This is a genomic window from Acidiferrobacter thiooxydans, from assembly GCF_003333315.1.
GTDB lineage: Bacteria > Pseudomonadota > Gammaproteobacteria > Acidiferrobacterales > Acidiferrobacteraceae > Acidiferrobacter > Acidiferrobacter thiooxydans.
Genome location: NZ_PSYR01000001.1, coordinates 144790 through 162827 on the forward strand (window position 1 = coordinate 144790; position 18038 = coordinate 162827).

The following is an 18038-nucleotide window of genomic DNA, read 5'->3' on the forward strand; positions in this document are numbered from 1 at the left end:
CCTCAGCGCTCGTCGGGGAGCGTGCAAAAGGCCATGCGCATGGCCCCGATGAGCTGTAGGATGCGCGGGTCGGCGATCCGGTAAAAGACCTTGTTCGCATGTTTACGGGACGCCAGTATCCCTTTATCGCGCAAAATCGACAGATGTTGCGAGATATTGCTCTGCGAGGTCCCCACCTGGACGACGATATCTTGTACACTCACCTCTGTGGCGGCGCCGAGTATGCACAGGATCTTGAGTCGCAATGGGTGCGCGATCGCCTTCAGCGCCCGCGATGCGAGCTGGATATCCTCCTCGTTGGTGATGAGGATGTCGTCCAGGGGCTGGATGATCTCGGAAGGTACCATATCGACTCCCTTAAGGTCGCGAAGGGCGCGTTGCCGTACAGCGAATCATCGCCGCCCGGCTGTCGCCCGAAACAAAACATTATACAATATAAGTGGGATTTAAAAGACCGGATAACGGGATCCCGCGCGGAGCGCGCTTCATGGCTTTTACACCAAAACCTCTAGTGCTCGTTATTCTCGATGGATGGGGCTACCGCGAGCAGACCGAAAACAACGCCATCGCCGCGGCTCGCAAGCCCTGGTGGGACGAGGCCTGGGCCAACGCCAGCCATAGCCTCATCCAGGCCTCCGAGGCCGCCGTCGGTCTGCCCTCGAAACAGATGGGGAATTCCGAGGTCGGCCATTTGAATCTCGGCGCCGGGCGCGTTGTCTATCAGGAATATACGCGCATCAATCGGGCGATTGCTTCGGGCATGTTTTTTACCAACAAGACCCTCACGGATGCCGTGGATCGGGCACGCGATACCCACAAGAGCCTGCATGTGCTCGGGTTGTTGTCGCCAGGCGGGGTGCACAGCCACGAGGATCACATCCACGCCATGGTCGAGCTTGCGGTCACGCGCGGCCTAAACCAGGTATACCTGCACGCCTTTCTCGACGGCCGCGATACCCTGCCGCAGAGCGCCGGTGCCTCGCTTGCGGCCATGGAGGCCAAATTCGCGGCCCTCGGGCGTGGACGCATCGCCTCGGTGATCGGGCGTTACTATGCCATGGATCGCGACCACAGGTGGCCGCGCATCCAGGCCGCCTACGACCTTTTGACCGCGGCCAAGGCCGACTATCGGGCGGCCACCGCCGCCGAGGCCCTGGCGCTCGCCTACGCCCGCGGGGAAACCGATGAGTTCGTCAAGGGCACCCTTATCGTTCCGCCGGGAGAGGCGCCGCGTCCGATAGACGACGGCGATGTCGTGGTGTTCATGAACTTCCGCTCGGATCGCGCCCGCCAGATCAGCCGGCCGTTCGTCGACCCGGCGTTCGACGGCTTCGCGCGCGCCGTATGGCCGCGTCTTGGGGGCTTTGTGAGCCTGACGGAATACCAGGCCGACTTCAACGTCCCGGTGGCCTTTCCGTCGGCGCGCCTGGTCAACGTCCTCGGCGCCTACCTGGCGGATCTCGGCAAGCGCCAATTGCGTATCGCGGAAACGGAAAAGTATGCGCATGTCACGTTTTTCCTAAACGGCGGACAGGAGGCCCCGTTCGCCGGTGAGGAGCGCATCCTCGTGCCCTCGCCCACCGACGTGCCAACCTACAACTGCAAGCCGGAGATGAGCGCGGTACAGGTCGCAGATGCGGTGGTTCATGCCGTCGACGTCGGGCGCCATGATGTCATCATCTGCAACTTCGCCAATCCCGACATGGTCGGGCATACCGGCGACATGGCCGCGACCGTGCGCGCCATAGAGGTCATCGATGCCTGCCTTGCGCGTATTGCGACCGCCGTGCGCGCCCGGGGCGGCGAGCTGCTGATCACCGCCGACCACGGCAATGCCGAACAGATGCTCGATGCCGACAGCGGTCAGGCGCATACCGCGCATACCACAAACCCCGTGCCGCTCTTGTATGTCGGGCGTAAGGCGCGTATCAGTCCGCAAGGTTCGTTGGAGGATGTCGCCCCGACCCTGCTGCGCCTGCTCAATATCGCGCCGCCGTCCGAGATGACCGGGCAGTCATTGATCGAACTCGTGTGAGCGCGCAGGGTCTGGGCAAGCGGTGGAGTGTGCCTGTCACCAGCCGCTTCGCATGGGTCCTGCTCATCACCCTGTTGCCGACACCGGCCGCGCATGCCGGACCGCGCCACGACCTGCAACTCCTGCGCGCGCGCGAGGCGGCCTTGCAGCAGCGCCTCGATCGCACCTTGCGCGAACGCAGCCATGCCCTGGATGCCTTGCGCGTTTCCGAGGATCGGGTGGCGCACGCCAGTCGTGCGCTCCGGCGTGCCCAGGCCTTGCTGCGCCGATCCGAGGTGCGCGTGCGCGCCCTCGCGGCCCGTGCCGCGAGCCTGCGCGCCACCGAGGCGAGAGAGCGGCGCGCCATCGATCGCCAGGCGGTGGCGGCCTATGCCGCCGGCCGCGAGGGCGCGGTCCAGCTGCTGTTCAGCCAGAAGGACCCACGCTTCCTGGCGCGCATGATGATGTACTACGGCTATGTCCTGCGCGCGCGCGGCCACCGTCTTATGGCCCTGCAGAACACCGCCTCGGCGCTCCACCAGACCCTGGTCGCGGCCGCCGCCGAGACCAGAAAGTGGCGCGCGCGCGCGCAGGTCGCCGCCGCCCAGGCCCAGCGTTTCCGCGTCGCGCTTGCGCGCAGGGCCCGGGCCCTGCGCCGGCTCGACCGCCAGGCGCAGAGCGGCCATGCGCGATTGCTCGCGTTGCGCCGCCGCGCGCAGCGCCTGCGCACCCTCGTGCGCCGCTTGCGGCGTCTGCCCAAGGTGCCAGGCCCCATACCACAGCTCGTGGGGCCGTTCGCCCGTTTTCGCGGGCGCCTGCCGATGCCGATCCCGGCCCGCTATTCGAGCTTGCGCATGGCACGCGCGCCAGGGCACCTCGGCCGGTGGGAGGGGGTACTCATCCCGGGTCGCTTCGGTGAGGATGTCCGCGCCGTGTTCCCCGGACGCGTGGTCTATGCGAACTGGTTGCGTGGTTACGGTTTGTTGTTGATAGTGGAGAACGGCGGCGGATTCATGACCCTCTATGGCCATAACCAGACCCTGCTAAAGCGGGTCGGCGACGTCGTCTCCGCGGGCGAGGTCATTGCCACGGTGGGGGATAGTGGCGGGTTCTCGCGACCGGGGCTGTATTTCGATATCAGCCATGATGGCCAACCCCTCGACCCCCTGGCCTGGCTTGCGCATTGATGAGGTGCGCAGGGTCGCCCTGGGCCGGGTCGCAAACGACCGCTTTTTTGCGGGGCGGGGCCCCAAGGCCCGGGTGTGCGCGGCGCAAGCGGCGCGGCGGTCCCTGGTTTTCGGTGGAGAATCTGCTATTGTTTGGTCTGCTCAGGGCAGGACGCGCCCGTTGCGGGCCGCGTGGTCCGTGAAGCGAGCGATGCCCTAAGGTCACCAGCAGCAGGAACCCACCATAGCAACTCAAGCCCGGTTCGGTGCGGCGTTGAGGGCCGTGATCCCCTTTCCCTCCCTGAGGCGGCCCCGGATTGCGATGAGAGGGTTGTCGGGGTATTTGAGGAGGTTTTGGCGATGAAGAAGAGCGTGGCGCGTTATGCCGTCATCCTATTGGCCGGTGTGTTCCTGGGGGCCGGCCTGACGGTCGAGCGCGCGGTGCAGGCCGAGCGCGCTGCGCATGAGCGCGCCACACTCGCGCATCTCCCGCTGCGCGAACTGCGCACCTTCGCCGAGGTCTATAACATCGTCAAGGCCGAGTACGTGGTCCCGGTCAGCAGCCACAAGCTGATCGATAACGCCTTGCGCGGTATGGTCGACAACCTCGACCCCCATTCCCAGTACCTCGACCCCCGCCAATACCGTCATCTCACGGTCGATACCACCGGACGTTTCGGGGGTGTGGGCCTTGAGGTGACTGAATACAAGGGCTTTCTGAAGGTCGTGACGCCCATACAAGGGACCCCGGGAGGACGCAGCGGCATTCGCCCCGGTGACCTTATAGTGCGCATCGACGGGACCTTCATCCAGGGACTGTCGCTGCGCAAATCCGTGCACCTGCTGCGCGGGCGCCCGGGATCGACCGTTGTGCTCACGGTATTGCGCAAGGGGGTGAGTCGGCCGCTCACCTTCCACCTGCGCCGCCAGATCATCAAGATCCACAGCGTGGCAAGCCGGTTGCTTGCACCCGGCTACGGCTATCTGCGCATCTCGGAATTCCAGGGCGCGACCGGCAAGGGCGTGACGCGTGCCCTACAGCACCTGCAGGCGGAAAACCATGCCCCCTTGAAGGGCCTGGTGCTCGACCTGCGCGACAACCCCGGCGGCGTATTGAACGCGGCCGTCGCGGTCTGCGATGACTTCCTGAATCACGGCATCATTGTCAGCACGCGCGGCCGCATCCCGAGCTCGGACGTCGTCTTTCATGCCCATGGCCCTGATCTCTTGCACGGGGCCCCCATGGTCGTACTGGTAAACGGCGGATCGGCATCGGCCGCCGAGATCGTGGCGGGCGCGTTGCAGGACAACCGGCGCGCGATCATCATGGGCACGAGGACCTTCGGCAAGGGCAGCGTGCAAACCATCATGCCCATGAGTAACGGCGGCGCGCTGCGCCTGACGACGGCCCGATACTTCACGCCCAATGGGCGCTCCATTCAAAATCTCGGGATCACGCCGAACATCGTGGTCCATGAAGGGAAGTTCGTGCCAAGCGGCAGCAACGATTTCTTGCGTGAGGTGGACCTTCCGAACCACCTCAGCAATCCGAATCCGCCCAAGATGCAGGCCAAGGCGGCGAGCGTCCCGCCCGCGACCCGCAAACTCCTCGACGACGACTATCAGCTACGCCAGGCCTTTGACCTGCTCCGGGGGCTGTCTGTGTATCGACAATTCAAGGGGTGATGATATGACCGTCCGGGATGCCTTGCCGATTACGATTCGTCCTCTGCAACGCACGGATCTTCCCGGGGTCATGCACCTGCACCGGGAGCTCGGCTGGAACCCGGCCTTCAAGGCCGATGGCAGCACCCTGGGCCAGCGCCTGAGCGCGCTGATCACCGAGGATAACGCCCTGTTGCTCGTCGCCGAGCACGATCAGATGGTGGTCGGCTACGTCCATGGGGAGATCGTCACGCACCTCCTGTTCGCCGGACGCGAGCTCCATGTGACGGAGCTTTTCGTGATCGCCGAGGCGCGCAATCGCGGGGTGGGCAAGCGATTGATGGCGGCCATAGAGAGCGAGGCGGCGGCGCGTAAATGTTTCCGTATCAGCGTCCTGAACAGCCGCGAACGGGATTCCTACCGTCGCGGCTTTTATCCCTCGCTGGGGTACGAAGAGCGCCCGAGTGTCGCGCATTTCACAAAGCGTCTCGACTGGGGCTGATGGCCCCAAGACCCCAACCGCCCCCTAAGGGCCGCCTCCCGCCGCCCGCGGGGCGATCCTGTCGTGGCGGCCCATCGCACTGATCCGCGCCTTGCGTTCTTGCGTCAAGACCTTCCCTTCGGTCCTGCCCCTGCTATCCTGAAAGAGAACGGCCGCCGTCCGGGCGCGTCGTGCGTCCATCCAAAAAACACGAAGACATCAATGGGGAGGAATTCGGTATGACCAGGCTGTTTCGGGGGCGGGGTGCGGGCATCGTGGTGGCGCTCGTGGGTGCAGTGATGGCGGTCCCGGCGCACGCCCAACCGGTCAATGTCTCGATCGGGGCCTCGACTCTGGGGCTTGGCGTACAGGTGTCCACGGCCCTCATCCCGGGGACCCTGGACCTGGCGGTGGGTATCAACCATTTAAGCGAGAGCCGCGCGGGGACCTATACGAGCTCCAACAACAGCATCCCCTACCATGCCACGTTGCGCCTCCAGACCATACCGGTGCTGCTCAACTATTATCCGTTCGCGGGGGTGTTCCGCATCACCGGCGGGGCCATGGTCAACGAGAACCGCGTGTCCGCCTACTCCTTCGATCCCACCGGGACCTACGTGATCAATGGGGCCGGCTATCCAGGCGCCGAGGTTGGCACCTTTACGGGCACGATGACCTACCGGCGCATCGCGCCCTATCTCGGCATAGGCTGGGGCAGCAAGGCCGCCCGCCATCCCGGCTTCTCAATGGGGTTTGATGTCGGTGTGCTCTTTACCGGTAGCCCCGATGTCCAACTGCGCGCAAGTAACCCCACCGGCAACCCCACCCTGGCCTCCGATGTCGCCGCCGCCCAGGCCAGCGCCAACTCCCGCGCGAGCTCCTACCGGCTCTGGCCGGTCATCGGCCTGCGCCTCGGCTACGATTTCTGACGGCCGGGCGGCATGGCCTCGCCGCCGGGCGGGGCGCCGCTCATTGCGGCCGGCGTCCGAGATCGAGCACGGACCACGCGAGCAACACAAACCCGGGCGCCCCGACCCCGATCTCTATGACGTCGAGATAGCGGGCGACGAACCCCGGGTGGGTCACGCCAAAGACCCCGAGGCCCACGGCCAGCAAGGCCCCGCCGAGCAGGCCGATCATGATGCGCCGATGGCGCACGCGCATGTCCTGCGCCAGGCGCTCGATCTCATCCGATTGCGCGCGCACCGAGAGTTCCCCGTCCTTGGCCTGTCTCAGGGTGGTGCCAAGGTAGCGCGGGATCTCGGGCAGGATATGGATCCAGTTCGGATACTCCTTGCGCACCGCATTCCACACTGCGCGCGGGCCCAATTGCTCGCGCATCCAGCGCTCCAGGAACGGTTTGGCCGTGATCCATAGGTCGAGATCGGGGTAGAGCCGGCGCCCGAGTCCCTCGATGTTGAACAGGGTCTTCTGAAGAAGCACGAGTTGCGGCTGGACCTCCATGTTGAACCGGCGCGCGGTCTGGAACAAATTCATGAGCAGGCGGCCGAATGAGATGTCCTTTATGGGCTTTGCGAAGATCGGCTCGCACACCGTGCGGATTGCCCCCTCGAGCTCATCGACGCGCGTCCCCTTCGGGACCCAGCCGGCGCGCACATGGGCCTCGGCGATGCTGCGATAGTCGCGGTTCAGGAAGCCCAGGATGTTCTCGGCGAGATAGTATTTGTCATCCGCGCTCAGCGTGCCCATGATCCCGAAGTCCACGGCGCGGTACTGGCCGGTGAACGACACAAAGATGTTCCCGGGATGCATGTCGGCATGGAAGAACCCGTCGCGGAATGCCTGCGTAAAGAATATCTCCACGCCGTTGTGGGCGAGCTTGCGCAGGTCGACACCGTGGGCCACCAGGGCCTCGCGGTTCGAGATCGGCACGCCCGTGATGCGCTCCATCACCATGACCGATCGGCGCGTGTAGTCCCAGAACACGCGCGGCACATAGAGAAGCGTGGAGTCCTGGAAGTTCGTGCGCAATTGACTCGCGTTCGCCGCCTCGTGGGCCAAGTCCATCTCGTCGTGGACGATCTTCTCGTATTCCTTGACGACCTCGAGCGGCCGCAGGCGGCGGGCGTCGGGCCAATAGCGGACGGCGAGCTGCGCCAAGGTCTGCAGGAGCGCTAGATCGCGTCGCAGGATGATGTCGATCCCCGGCCGCAGGACCTTGACGGCCACCTCGGTCCCGTCATGTAGGGTGGCGAAATGGACCTGTGCGACCGACGCCGAGGCCACGGGGGTCGTGTCGAAGGTACGGAAGGCCTGCGAGAGCGGCATGCCGTAGGCGGCCTCGATCAGGGCCACCGCCTGTTGGCTCGGAAACGGCGGCACCCGGTCTTGTAGGCGGCTGAGCTCCACGACGATGTCCTCAGGCACGAGGTCTGGTCGGGTCGACAGCATCTGGCCGAATTTTATGAAGATGGGCCCGAGCTCCTCGAGGGCGAGCCGCAGGCGCTCGCCGCGCGGGGCGCGCGTCTGGCGCCACCGCCACGGGGCCAGCCGCAGGACGTAGGCATAGAGCCGGAACAGGTGGAGGTTGGCTACGAATTCATCGAGTCCATGGGAGATGAAGACCGTGGTGATGCGCAAAAGTCGCCGCGCGCGCCCGAAGGTCAGCATCAGCGCGCCTTCAGGCGACGTACGCGCTGGCCAAGCCGTTCCACATCATCTCTCAGGGTGTCCACGGCGGCCAGGAACTCATCCATCTCCCAGGGGCGCGGGAGCGCCCGCTCCTCGTCTTGCAAAAAGGCCACGGCATTAGCCCCCAGTCGCCGCGCGGCATAGCGCACGGACGCGCCGACCCGGCGCAGGCCGCGAATGACGAGCTGCGCGGGCACGTCGCCCACGGTGCTTGCGAATGCCTCCTGCCAGTCCACCGGGGCGTTTTCAAAGAGCCGCTTCATGGCCCACGCGGTGTCGATGTCGCCTTCCATCGTGAGCCCGGAGGCGACCACTTTCTGCGTCTGTTCAGGACGCGCGCGCATGAGCGCGGCGAGCTGCAGGGCCGAGCCGCGCACGGTCACGTCCGGGTTCCCGGTCGGCGGGCGGACCTGGATGCGCTCGGGCGTAAACGCAAGCTCGAAGGACTGTGCTGGGCTCGTTAGCACCACGCGCACCGATCGCCCGGCGAGCGCGGCAAGGCCGGCGCGCGCCTCGGGATCGATGCGAAATGGGATGTTCAGGGCCTGCTCCAGGGCGAAAAGCGCGATGCGCACCGTTACCCCCGTCGCGGATGGCGCGGCACATACAGCACCACCGAGCCCGCGATCTTGTCATGAAAGCCCTGCTTGTGTCGGTCCCAGGCGATCCACAGAAAGCCGAGCCCCAAGGTCGCATACGAGACTAGATAACCTACGTTGCGCAAAAGCGATTGGCCGACCGTGAGCGGGCCCAAGGTTTGCGCGTCCACGAGATGGCAGGACAGCAAAAGCTTGCCGGGTGTGCCCAGGAATTTCACCCAGAACACCACCGAGTACGCGACCCCGAAGACGAGCCCGAAGAGCTGGCGCAGGGGGTCTGCGGCCACGGCCTGGGCGAGTGCCGCAAGCGTCAGATGGGCCGGCCAGCGTGCCGGCGCCAGCGCGGACACCACCGGCAAAAGCACGATGTTGTCGACCAGGTCCGCGGCCATGCGTCGCCAGAAGCCGGCATAGCACAGATCCGCGGGCGCGCGCGCCGGGCCCTCCTGTGCCGGTGAGAGCGTTGCCGCCATTAGAGCTTGTAGCCCCTGTGCACGGCGACGATCCCGCCTGTCAGGTTCCAGTACGTGACCCGCTGCAGACCTGCATCCTCCATCAGGGCCTTCAGCGCCTCCTGATCCGGGTGCTTGCGAATCGACTCCACGAGGTACTGATAGCTCTCCTCGTCTTGCGCGACATAGCGCCCAAGTTTGGGCACCACGGCAAACGAGTAGGCGTCGTAGAGTCGGCCAAAGAGCGGCGACCGGGGGCGCGAGAACTCCAGCACCACACAACGCCCCCCGGGTTTGAGTGCCCGCGACATCGCCGCGAGCGCGCGGTCTTTATGCGTGACGTTGCGCAGCCCGAAGCCGATCGTGATGAGGTCGAAGGTGTTGTCGGGAAACGGCAGACTCTCGGCGTTCGCTTGGACATAGGTGAGCCTGCGCGGCGTGCCGCGATCCATGAGGCGATCGCGGCCGACCGCGAGCATGGCGTCGTTGATGTCGCTCAGGACCACAAGGCCGCGGTCGCTGACGCGCACGGCCATGGCCGCCGCTAGGTCCCCGGTCCCGCCGGCGAGATCGAGAACGCGCTCCCCGGGCTTGGCCGCGGCGATATTCAGGGCGAACGCCTTCCAGGCGCGGTGCAGCCCCCCCGACATGAGGTCGTTCATGAGGTCGTAGCGCGTCGCGACCGAGCGGAACACGCGGCCTACGAGACGCGTCTTCTCGCTCTCGGGCACCTCACGGTAACCAAAATGGGTAGTGGGTTCGGCTTGTTCTTTATCCATTGCGTCACGTCCGTCCGTGTCCCGCCTGCTCCAGGCGGCTCAGATATTCGCGCCACAGCCGGTCCTGGTGGATGCCCAGATTATAGAGCAGGTCCCAGGAGTAGATGCCTGTGTCGTGGCCGTCATCGAAGCGCAGTAGCACCGCGTAGGTCCCGACCGGTTCAATGGCCACGATGTTGACCGATTGCTTGCCGACCTGCAGCACCTCCTGCCCCGGGCCATGGCCGCGCACCTCGGCGGACGGCGAGTACACGCGCAGGTATTCGGCGGGGAGCTCGAATCGGCTTCCGTCGGCGAAGGTCACCTCAAGGATGCGGGATTTCTGGTGTAACTTGATATCGGTCGGCCGTACCGTGTTCTTGCGCATGCCCCGGCGTCTCCTTGCATCACTGTTGCGCTTGACACAAAAGCGTCATACTGCTTGTGTTGAATGGGCAACAGGGAGGACATCATGCCTGGAAAGATCCTTGTTGTCGACGATGAGCCGGCGATTCGCGCCATGGTTCGGTTTGCCTTGAAGCAGGCCGATTTTCATTGCGCCGAGGCGCAGGATGCCACGGAGGCCCAGACCTGCGTGCTCGCCGATCTTCCGGATCTCATCCTTCTCGATTGGATGCTTCCAGGCCTGAGCGGGGTCGATTATGCACGACGGTTGCGCCGTGAGCGGCTTACCCAGAATATCCCCATTATCATGCTGACCGCGCGCGTGGACGAGGAGGACAAGGTGCGCGCCCTCAATACCGGGGCCGACGACTTCATGACCAAGCCGTTTTCCCCTCGGGAGCTCATAGCGCGGGTACGGGCGGTGCTGCGGCGTGTCGCCCCCATGGCCTCCGACGACATCGTGGCGGTAGGCGGTCTGTTGCTCGATCCAGCCACGCACAAGGTCCTGGCCGACGACGAGCGCCTGACCCTCGGACCCACCGAGTTCCGGTTGCTGCACTTCTTCATGACCCACGCCGAGCGCGTCCATAGCCGTGAGCGCGTCCTGGATGCTGTGTGGGGCAGCAACACCTATATCGACGAGCGCACCGTCGATGTCCATATCCGCCGCCTGCGCAAGGCCCTTACCGCCAGCGGTTATGATCGTTATATCCAGACCGTGAGGGGAGTCGGCTACCGCTTCTCCGGGGACCCTTAAGCCTTGCATCGGGAATTGCGCCGGGAATTGTGGATGGCCTTGGCCATTACGGGAGGCGTCGCTGCGCTCGCCGCGGTAGCGGGTTATCCATTGGCCGGTGTGGCCGCCGGTCTCGGCCTCGTGGCCGCCCTGTCGTTGCGCAAGCTCGCCCGGCTGCACCGCTGGCTCGTGCGCGGGAGACGGGCCCCCATCCCCGAACTGGGCGGTTTGTGGGATGAGGTCATACGCGAGATCCACAGGCAGGATCGCGACAGTGAGCGGCACAAAGAGCGCCTCACGGGCCTTTTCGATCGCCTGCAGGCGGCCGCGAGCGTGATGCCTGACGCCATGGTCGTCCTCGCCCGCCATGACGTCATAGAATGGGCAAACCCCCCCGCCGAGCGCCTGCTCGGCCTGCGCATCGAGCGCGATACGGGCGCGCGCATCGTCCATTTGATCCGCGACCCGGCGTTTGGCGCCTATCTGGCCGCCGGAGACTACCGCGAACCGCTGATCCTGAAAGGACCGGTGGAGCCGATGGCGGTGACCCTCCAGATCATCCCGTTCGGGGCCAATGAGAGGCTCGTCATGGCCCGGGACATCACCCACGTCAAGCGGCTCGAGGACATGCGCCAACACTTCGTGGCCGATGTCTCGCACGAACTGCGCACGCCGCTTACGGTCCTGCACGGTTTTCTCGAGACCTTCGCGGACCTCTTCGAGGGCCAGGACGGCGAGGTGCGCTCGGGCATCGCGCTCATGCGCGAACAGGTCGAACGTATGCGCCGTCTCGTCGACGATCTGCTGGCGCTTTCACGGCTCGAGACCACGCCTGCGCGTGCCCACGACGACGTCGTCGACATGGGCGCGCTCCTCAAGGGCCTTGCCGACATTGCCACGGTGCTCGGCGCGGATCGCGGCCAGCGCATAGAGGTCGAGAATTGCGGTGCGGATCTTGTGGGAAATGTCGACGAATTGCGCAGCGCCTTTACGAACCTCGTGCAAAACGCAGTTCGCCATACCCCGGCCGGCGGATCGATACGCCTCGTGTGGCGGGCGGACGCCAGCGAAGGACGGTTTGTGGTGATCGACAGCGGCGAGGGTATCGCCGAGCGCCACATCCCGTTTCTCACGCAACGCTTCTATCGCGTCGACAGCGATCGCTCGCGGGCCTCGGGGGGTACGGGCCTTGGTCTGGCGATCGTTGCCAAGGTCCTGTTGCGTCACGACGCGCGGCTGGCAGTCGAGAGCGTTCTCGGGCGGGGCAGCACGTTTACCTGCGTGTTTCCGTCAAGCCGACTTAAGTTCCCTCCCGACCCCTCGCGGGCCCCGCCGCCCACGGTATAATGGCGTGATGCTGCTAAGCGTGCCGTCGTCTCACCGCGTCCTCGTCAACCTCTGGAAACCGTTCCTGGTGTTGGTCGGCGGACTTTTCGTCTTGCGCTACCTAAAGCGTGGCCTCTACCAGGCGCTCGTGCTCCTGCAGCGCAACAGCCTGTTCTCGGCAGGAACCTTGCACGCCATCGGGCGCTACGTTACGGTCCTGCTCTACGTCCTGCTCGTGCTCGTGGCCTTGCGCATCGCCGGTTTCCCGGTAAGCGGCGTGCTCGATACCTTTACGGGATTCCTGGCGGTCCTGGGGGTCGGCATGGTCGCGGTCTGGACGATCCTTAGCAACATCACTGCCACGTTCTTCATGTTGATCTGGCGGCCGTATCAGCTCGGTCAGCATATAGAGGTCCTGCCGGATGGCATCAAGGGCAAAGTCCTTGACAGCAATCTCATGTACACCGAGGTCGAGGAGCCTCATGGCAGCACGGTCCTCATCCCCAACAACCTGTTTTTCCAGAAATACGTCCGTCGTCTGCCCCTACCGGTCAAATCCACGGTATTGCTGTCCGCCCAGCTGCGCGCGGGCGTGGTGGGCGGCGAAGACGAGGATGGGCCGCGCGCACCCGGCCCTGTGGTGCGGGATTAGGCAGCCGTGCGCTTGGCCTGGCCGCGCGCCGCCCTCCCAGGCGCCCATCGGTCTCGGTATGGCACCGGTCTATCCCCGGTATCCCGGATCAGCCCCCGGCGGGCCTTTATGGTGCTGGCGTGCGCCCTCTGTGCGCCGGGCCATGCCCGTGCCGCCGCCCCCGTCCCGAAGCATGCCTTGAGCGCCCAGGTCGGGCTCGGCTATGCGGCCACCACCGGGACCAGCAATACACGGACCCTGAACACCAATGATCATGTGCGCTACGAGCGCGGCCTGTGGCGCTATGCGGGACGGCTGAGCTACGATTACGCGGCAAGCCTTGGCATCGTGAACGCCAATCGGCTCGCACTCGACCTTAAGGCGTCGCATTATTTCAGCGGCGAGAAGGAAAACTTCCTCCTCGTGACCTTGGGTTATGTCCGCAATCCGTTCGACGGATACCGTCACTATGAAGTCGAGTCGGTGGGCGCCGGCCACCAGTTCTTGCGTCATGGTCCCATGCGTTTCAAGATCGACGCGGGCGCCGGCCTTCGCCAGAACACCTACTTCACGGGGGCGCGCAACGATGTCCCGGTGCTGAGGTTGGCAGCCGACTATCATTGGCAACTCAGCAAAAAAAGCCTATTCAGCCAACGCGTGGCGGTCCTGGGCGCGAGCACCGGCACGCTGCTTACCTCGAGCACCGGGCTTACCGCGCCGATCAGCGGAAGGCTCGCATTGAAGCTTTCGGAGATCGTCGATCACTATACGAGCGCACCGGCGGGCTTCAAGCCCACCTCGACGTTCACGACCCTGAACCTCATTTATAACTTTCCTTGAGCTTGCGCATGCCGCCCATCGGCCGCCATGTATAAGCGTCGCGCGCGCCTCGCCTTCGCGTCATCCGCGCCGGGGCTTGCCGAACGCGCATCGCACATCGCCTTGGCGCGGGCCGGCGATTGGGTGGAGGCCTGTTCTTGCCCGGCCGGCGCGGTCCCTTCGGCGTGCGACCTCCTGGTGACACTGGATCCGGCGGCATTAAAGGCGTGCCCGCCGCTTCCCCGCGGCTGCCGGCATGCGCACTGGCCGTTATCCGCGTCATCCCCGGAAGCCGATATCGCCTCCCGCGTGGACGGATTGGTGGGAGGTATGCGCCTCCTGGCACGGCTCGACGGTTCCGAGGCACCGGGAGGGCCTGCGCCGCGCTTGAAATAATGGGCTTGGCAAACTGGGCGCGACCATGTATGAGGCACAAACGCGCCGCCGTGCACCGGAATCAGGCGCGCATCCGGGGGCGGTGTCTGCCAAACGCCTATTTTCCCAGGATAAAGGGCGTGGCACGGAGCTTGCTCTTGCCTGTCTTAACAGGTTCTTAGGGCTCACATCATGCACGATACCGCGTCCCTCCCCTCATCGTCCCTGCCGGCGCCGCTCTACACCCAGATCAAGGAGGCGCTGCGCGCCCGCATCCTCGACGGTTCGTACGCCCTCTTTGACCGGATGCCCTCGGAAAGCGAACTCATGAAGCGCTTTTCGGTCAGCCGCGTAACGGCCCGTCAGGCAGTAAGCCAGCTCTGTCAGGAGGGCTTGGTGTTCAAGGTCCAGGGCAAGGGCAGCTATGTGTCGCGCCCCCAGGTCTCGCAGTCGCTCACCGTGCTTCAGGGCCTAGGCGAGGCCATGCAGGAGTCGGGTCATATCACCTCGTCACGCCTCCTTGGGTCACGCTTTTTTGCCCCCGACGACACCTTGCGCGCGCGCCTCCAGATCGCCCCGCCCGGGCGCGTGGGTGAGATTCGCCGGGTGCGTTACGTGAACGGCGCCCCGGTGTCGCTCGATGTCTCGTATTTTCGTGAGGCCACCGCCCAGGCCCTGCTCGCCCATGATCTCGAGACGCGCGATATCTTCGCCATCCTCGAAAGCGACCTGCAATGCCCCCTGGGGCACGCCGAGCTCGACATCGGCGCTGCCGCGGCCGATGTCGATGCCGCCCACGCCCTGGAGATTCCCCCGGGGTCCCCGATCCTGCGCATGGATCGCCTCACCTTCGCGCGTGACGGCCGGCCGCTCGACTATGAGCACCTCTATTGCCGGGGAGATCAGTGGCGTTATCGGCTGCGTATCGAACGGACCGGCACCCATGGCAGAGGCGCGTCATGAACGTATCCAAGTTCACGATCAGCGTACTGGTCATGGGGGGTGGGACGGTAGGACCTGTGGCCGCCGTCAAGGCTAAGGAGGCCAACCCCCAGCTGCGCGTGCTGTTGCTTGGGAAGGTCGGCGTCGAGCGCCGCGGCGCGATCGTCATGGGCATGAACCGACTCCGCAAGGCCGTTCTGCCCGGCCACGCAACCCGGAACGGTATGTCAAGGGGATCACGATCACCCATGACGGCATAGTGAACCAGAAGACCATTCTGGCCTATGCCTAGGCCAGCTTTTCCATGGTGCGGAAGCCGGATCGCTGGGGGGCAAGTTCGAAAAGGACGCCAACGGCGAGTGTGCTATGAAGAAGGGCCACCACCCGGGCGCCTCTGTCCTGCCGATGCCCGAGGGCCAAAATATGAAAAAGGTGGGTGATCGCATCCTGGTCATGGGCGCGACGCCCGGGCGCGTTATCACCGACATCCCGGTTGACCGGGATCGCCCGCGCACGGCGGCCGTGACCGGCACCCCCGAGTACCGGGGCTGCAAGGAGGAATGCCTGGCACGCATCCGCGCCGGGGTGCGCTCGTCGTTCGGGGGCGCCCTGATCGCGGTCGCTATCCTGGGGCAGACCGGCCGGCTCCGGAGTTTATGTCAATGCGGAGACAGCGGTAAGGAAATTGTCATATAGTCCCCCTACGATGCCGGGACGGCCCGGTCGATCCGGTGGCGGATCGACCGGGCCTTTCACTGAAACGAGGGAGGAGTATGAAGCACATTTCTCGGGCGGCCCTTGCGGCTGCCGTGTTGGTCTGCGTCGGTGCCGGCGATGCCCATGCCGGCCAGGGATTTTTCGGGGGCATGAAGGTCAACGGTGACATCCGCGCCTACGACTTCACGCGTCACTATAGCGGACCGGTGGCCGGCCAGCAGGCCTTCTCCGTGGGCGGCGCGCTCAATGTCTTGAGCGGGTCGGTCTATGGCTTCTCGGCGGGACTGAGCTTCTATACCGCGCACAATCTCGGTCTGAATAACCCCAACCCGGCCCTTGTGGATGGCACGCTCGCGGGTTACGACGGGATCAATACCTTAGGCCAGGCCTTTGTCCAATATGACAATCGTCGGGTCCTAGTACGCGCCGGCGACCAATCCATCGCCAATCCCTGGATCAACGCCTCCGACTCGCGCATGATCCCGGCTACCTACCAGGCGTTGCTGGCGGCCGTGACGCCGATGACGGGGCTTACGATCTCGGCCATGCGCATCACGCGCTTCAAGAGCCGGACGTCCGACGAGTTTTCGCGCACGGACCTCTACAACTCGACGAGCACCTTCAATATCGGCGGGACCGGCGGTCTTGCCGGCCGTCGGGAAACCGGGGCGGCCGCCGTTGGTGCCGATTACGACGCCCATGGTCTGAAGGCCGCGGTGTGGGGTTATCAATTCTATGACCTCGCCAAGATGGCCTATGCCCAAGGTTCTTATGTGCTGCCCGGCGCGGTTGGACTGAAGCCCTTCGTGGGCGCGCAGGTGGTGCGCGAGACGGGCTCTGGACCGCAATATTTGGGCGCGGTCAATGCCACAGTGTACGGCGCGGTGGTCGGGGTCAAGCGTGCCGGAGACCAGATCACTCTCGGTTACGACGATCTGCCGGCCCATGCCGGGGCCTTCGGAAACGGTGACGTCGTCTCGCCGTATACGACCGGCTACGCCACCGACCCCTTGTATACGACCTCCATGATCCAGGGCATGATCGACCGCAAGACGACCGGTCACGCCGTCAAGGTCTCGGCCACGGCCTTCCTGTTCCAACACAAGGTGCGCCTGATCGCAAGCTTCGCGGATTACTTCAATACCCTCTATAGTGGTTACGCCTCGGCGCGCACCAACGAGGCGGATCTGGATCTGACCTACTTCCTGGGCGGCCCCTTGAAAGGGCTCTCGATCCGCGATCGCATCGGTATTGCGCATAACCTGCCGGTCGTCCACCGTTTTGTCTACAACCGGCTGATGCTTGAGTACGACTTCTAGCCGCCATCGCCCAGGTCCAGGGCCCGCGGGCGATGGCGGCCCGCGTGCCCTGGTGTCGCCGCGTCTTGGCGCGGCGCTCGCCGGTGGCGTCGCTGCGCCACCGTGCCGTCTCCTGGGAGAGCTGTGGCATAATGGGGCCAGCGCCCCGCCCTGGGAGTCGCATCCAAACGCTGAAGAACGGGCAGGATCCCTACCGATGGAACCCGCGCAGAACGCCACCAAGATCACGATCCGGAACTTGCACTTTTATTACGGGAAGGAGGCCGCCCTTCACGATATCAATCTCGCCGTCGCCACGAATATGGTGACGGCATTCATCGGGCCGTCCGGTTGCGGCAAGTCGACCTTGTTGCGCACCTTCAACCGCATGTATGAGCTCTATCCTGACCAGAGGGCCACAGGCGAGATCTGGCTCGATGACCGCAATGTATTGCTGCCCGGCGAGGACCTCTACCGCCTGCGTTCACGCATCGGGATGGTGTTTCAGAAACCGACGCCTTTTCCCATGTCCATCTATGAGAATGTGGCGTTCGGTATCCGGCTCTATGAGCGCCTCTCGAAGGCCGAGCTGGATGACCGCGTCGAGGAGGCCTTGCGTCAAGTAGCCCTGTGGGACGAGGTGAGCGCCAAGCTTGCGCAAAGCGGCATGAGCCTGTCGGGGGGGCAGCAGCAGCGCCTGTGCATGGCGCGCGCCGTGGCCCTAAAGCCCGAGGTCCTGTTGCTAGACGAGCCGGCGTCGGCCCTTGACCCGATATCGACCCTGAAGATCGAGGAACTTATCTACGAACTGAAACAGAATTATACGATCGTGATCGTAACCCATAATATGCAGCAAGCGGCACGCGTTTCCGACTATACTGCCTTTATGTACCTGGGTCGGATCGTCGAGTTCAACGACACGAATGCCATTTTCACCAACCCGACGTCCAAGCAGACAGAGGACTACATTACCGGGCGTTACGGCTGATCAAGCCAGGAGTG

General features: G+C 64.7%; 19 protein-coding genes and 1 pseudogene. 14 read left to right on the forward strand and 6 right to left on the reverse strand.

The genetic code is table 11. The features are described from left to right. Window positions 1-2: 2 nt before the first annotated feature. Complete coding sequence (locus tag C4900_RS00745; RefSeq protein WP_065969073.1) at window positions 3-347, reverse strand: ArsR/SmtB family transcription factor; 345 nt, start codon at window positions 345-347, stop codon at window positions 3-5. 140 nt (window positions 348-487) lie between these two features. Here C4900_RS00745 and gpmI point away from each other — a divergent pair, with 140 nt between their 5' ends. From gpmI to C4900_RS00770, 5 genes are all read left to right on the forward strand, one after another. After that, window positions 488-2035, forward strand: a complete 1548-nt coding sequence (gpmI, locus tag C4900_RS00750; protein WP_065969074.1) for a 2,3-bisphosphoglycerate-independent phosphoglycerate mutase — start codon at window positions 488-490, stop codon at window positions 2033-2035. After that, on the forward strand, window positions 2032-3201 hold the full coding sequence (locus C4900_RS00755) for a murein hydrolase activator EnvC family protein (RefSeq protein ID WP_114282127.1): 1170 nt from the start codon (window positions 2032-2034) through the stop codon (window positions 3199-3201). Before gpmI ends, C4900_RS00755 begins: the two co-directional genes overlap by 4 nt. A 339-nt stretch (window positions 3202-3540) precedes the next feature. Next, on the forward strand, window positions 3541-4866 hold the full coding sequence (locus tag C4900_RS00760; protein WP_065969076.1) for a S41 family peptidase: 1326 nt from the start codon (window positions 3541-3543) through the stop codon (window positions 4864-4866). Window positions 4867-4870: 4 nt separating this feature from the next. Beyond that, a complete protein-coding gene (locus C4900_RS00765; protein ID WP_065969077.1) occupies window positions 4871-5347 on the forward strand; it encodes a GNAT family N-acetyltransferase in 477 nt (158 codons plus the stop codon). Window positions 5348-5565: 218 nt separating this feature from the next. After that, a complete protein-coding gene (locus C4900_RS00770) occupies window positions 5566-6255 on the forward strand; it encodes a hypothetical protein (RefSeq protein WP_141689259.1) in 690 nt (229 codons plus the stop codon). A 40-nt stretch (window positions 6256-6295) separates the two neighbouring features. On the opposite strand, the gene ubiB is transcribed toward C4900_RS00770, so the two are convergent. Genes ubiB through C4900_RS00795 form a run of 5 tightly spaced genes read right to left on the reverse strand, consistent with a single transcriptional unit; the run spans window position 6296 to window position 10175 of the window. After that, a complete protein-coding gene (gene ubiB, locus C4900_RS00775) occupies window positions 6296-7957 on the reverse strand; it encodes a ubiquinone biosynthesis regulatory protein kinase UbiB (protein ID WP_065970120.1) in 1662 nt (553 codons plus the stop codon). Beyond that, window positions 7957-8553 (reverse strand): ubiquinone biosynthesis accessory factor UbiJ, encoded by a 597-nt coding sequence (locus C4900_RS00780; protein ID WP_065970121.1) that lies wholly within the window; start codon window positions 8551-8553, stop codon window positions 7957-7959. Before C4900_RS00780 ends, ubiB begins: the two co-directional genes overlap by 1 nt. Before the next feature lie 2 nt (window positions 8554-8555). Further along, window positions 8556-9050 (reverse strand): RDD family protein, encoded by a 495-nt coding sequence (locus C4900_RS00785; protein ID WP_065970125.1) that lies wholly within the window; start codon window positions 9048-9050, stop codon window positions 8556-8558. Beyond that, complete coding sequence (ubiE, locus tag C4900_RS00790) at window positions 9050-9808, reverse strand: bifunctional demethylmenaquinone methyltransferase/2-methoxy-6-polyprenyl-1,4-benzoquinol methylase UbiE (protein ID WP_065970127.1); 759 nt, start codon at window positions 9806-9808, stop codon at window positions 9050-9052. Before ubiE ends, C4900_RS00785 begins: the two co-directional genes overlap by 1 nt. Window positions 9809-9812: 4 nt before the next feature. Then, complete coding sequence (locus C4900_RS00795) at window positions 9813-10175, reverse strand: gamma-butyrobetaine hydroxylase family protein (RefSeq protein WP_065970129.1); 363 nt, start codon at window positions 10173-10175, stop codon at window positions 9813-9815. Window positions 10176-10259: 84 nt separating this feature from the next. Between C4900_RS00795 and phoB the strand changes: the two genes are divergently transcribed. The 9 genes and pseudogenes from phoB to pstB all read left to right on the forward strand — a co-directional run bounded on the left by phoB (window position 10260) and on the right by pstB (window position 18024). Beyond that, the gene (gene phoB, locus C4900_RS00800; RefSeq protein ID WP_065970210.1) at window positions 10260-10949 is read left to right on the forward strand and encodes a phosphate regulon transcriptional regulator PhoB; all 690 of its coding nucleotides are present in this window, start codon (window positions 10260-10262) and stop codon (window positions 10947-10949) included. Between the two features lie 27 nt (window positions 10950-10976). Beyond that, complete coding sequence (gene phoR, locus C4900_RS00805) at window positions 10977-12275, forward strand: phosphate regulon sensor histidine kinase PhoR (RefSeq protein WP_267896433.1); 1299 nt, start codon at window positions 10977-10979, stop codon at window positions 12273-12275. Window positions 12276-12282: 7 nt separating this feature from the next. Next, window positions 12283-12906 (forward strand): mechanosensitive ion channel domain-containing protein, encoded by a 624-nt coding sequence (locus tag C4900_RS00810; protein ID WP_065970132.1) that lies wholly within the window; start codon window positions 12283-12285, stop codon window positions 12904-12906. Between the two features lie 108 nt (window positions 12907-13014). After that, on the forward strand, window positions 13015-13725 hold the full coding sequence (locus C4900_RS00815) for a DUF481 domain-containing protein (protein ID WP_065970135.1): 711 nt from the start codon (window positions 13015-13017) through the stop codon (window positions 13723-13725). A gap of 546 nt (window positions 13726-14271) precedes the next feature. Continuing rightward, complete coding sequence (locus C4900_RS00825) at window positions 14272-15042, forward strand: GntR family transcriptional regulator (protein WP_065970137.1); 771 nt, start codon at window positions 14272-14274, stop codon at window positions 15040-15042. After that, window positions 15039-15456 (forward strand): annotated as a pseudogene (locus C4900_RS17075) (fumarate reductase/succinate dehydrogenase flavoprotein subunit); the annotation flags it as partial. The gene C4900_RS00825 and the pseudogene C4900_RS17075, both read left to right, overlap by 4 nt. Further along, entirely contained in the window at window positions 15445-15717 is a 273-nt protein-coding gene (locus C4900_RS00835; RefSeq protein ID WP_141689260.1) for a hypothetical protein, read from the forward strand. The pseudogene C4900_RS17075 and the gene C4900_RS00835, both read left to right, overlap by 12 nt. A gap of 77 nt (window positions 15718-15794) precedes the next feature. Then, a complete protein-coding gene (locus C4900_RS00840; RefSeq protein WP_065970144.1) occupies window positions 15795-17057 on the forward strand; it encodes an OprD family outer membrane porin in 1263 nt (420 codons plus the stop codon). Window positions 17058-17253: 196 nt separating this feature from the next. Then, window positions 17254-18024, forward strand: a complete 771-nt coding sequence (pstB, locus tag C4900_RS00845) for a phosphate ABC transporter ATP-binding protein PstB (RefSeq protein WP_065970146.1) — start codon at window positions 17254-17256, stop codon at window positions 18022-18024. The last annotated feature ends 14 nt before the right edge of the window (window positions 18025-18038 follow it).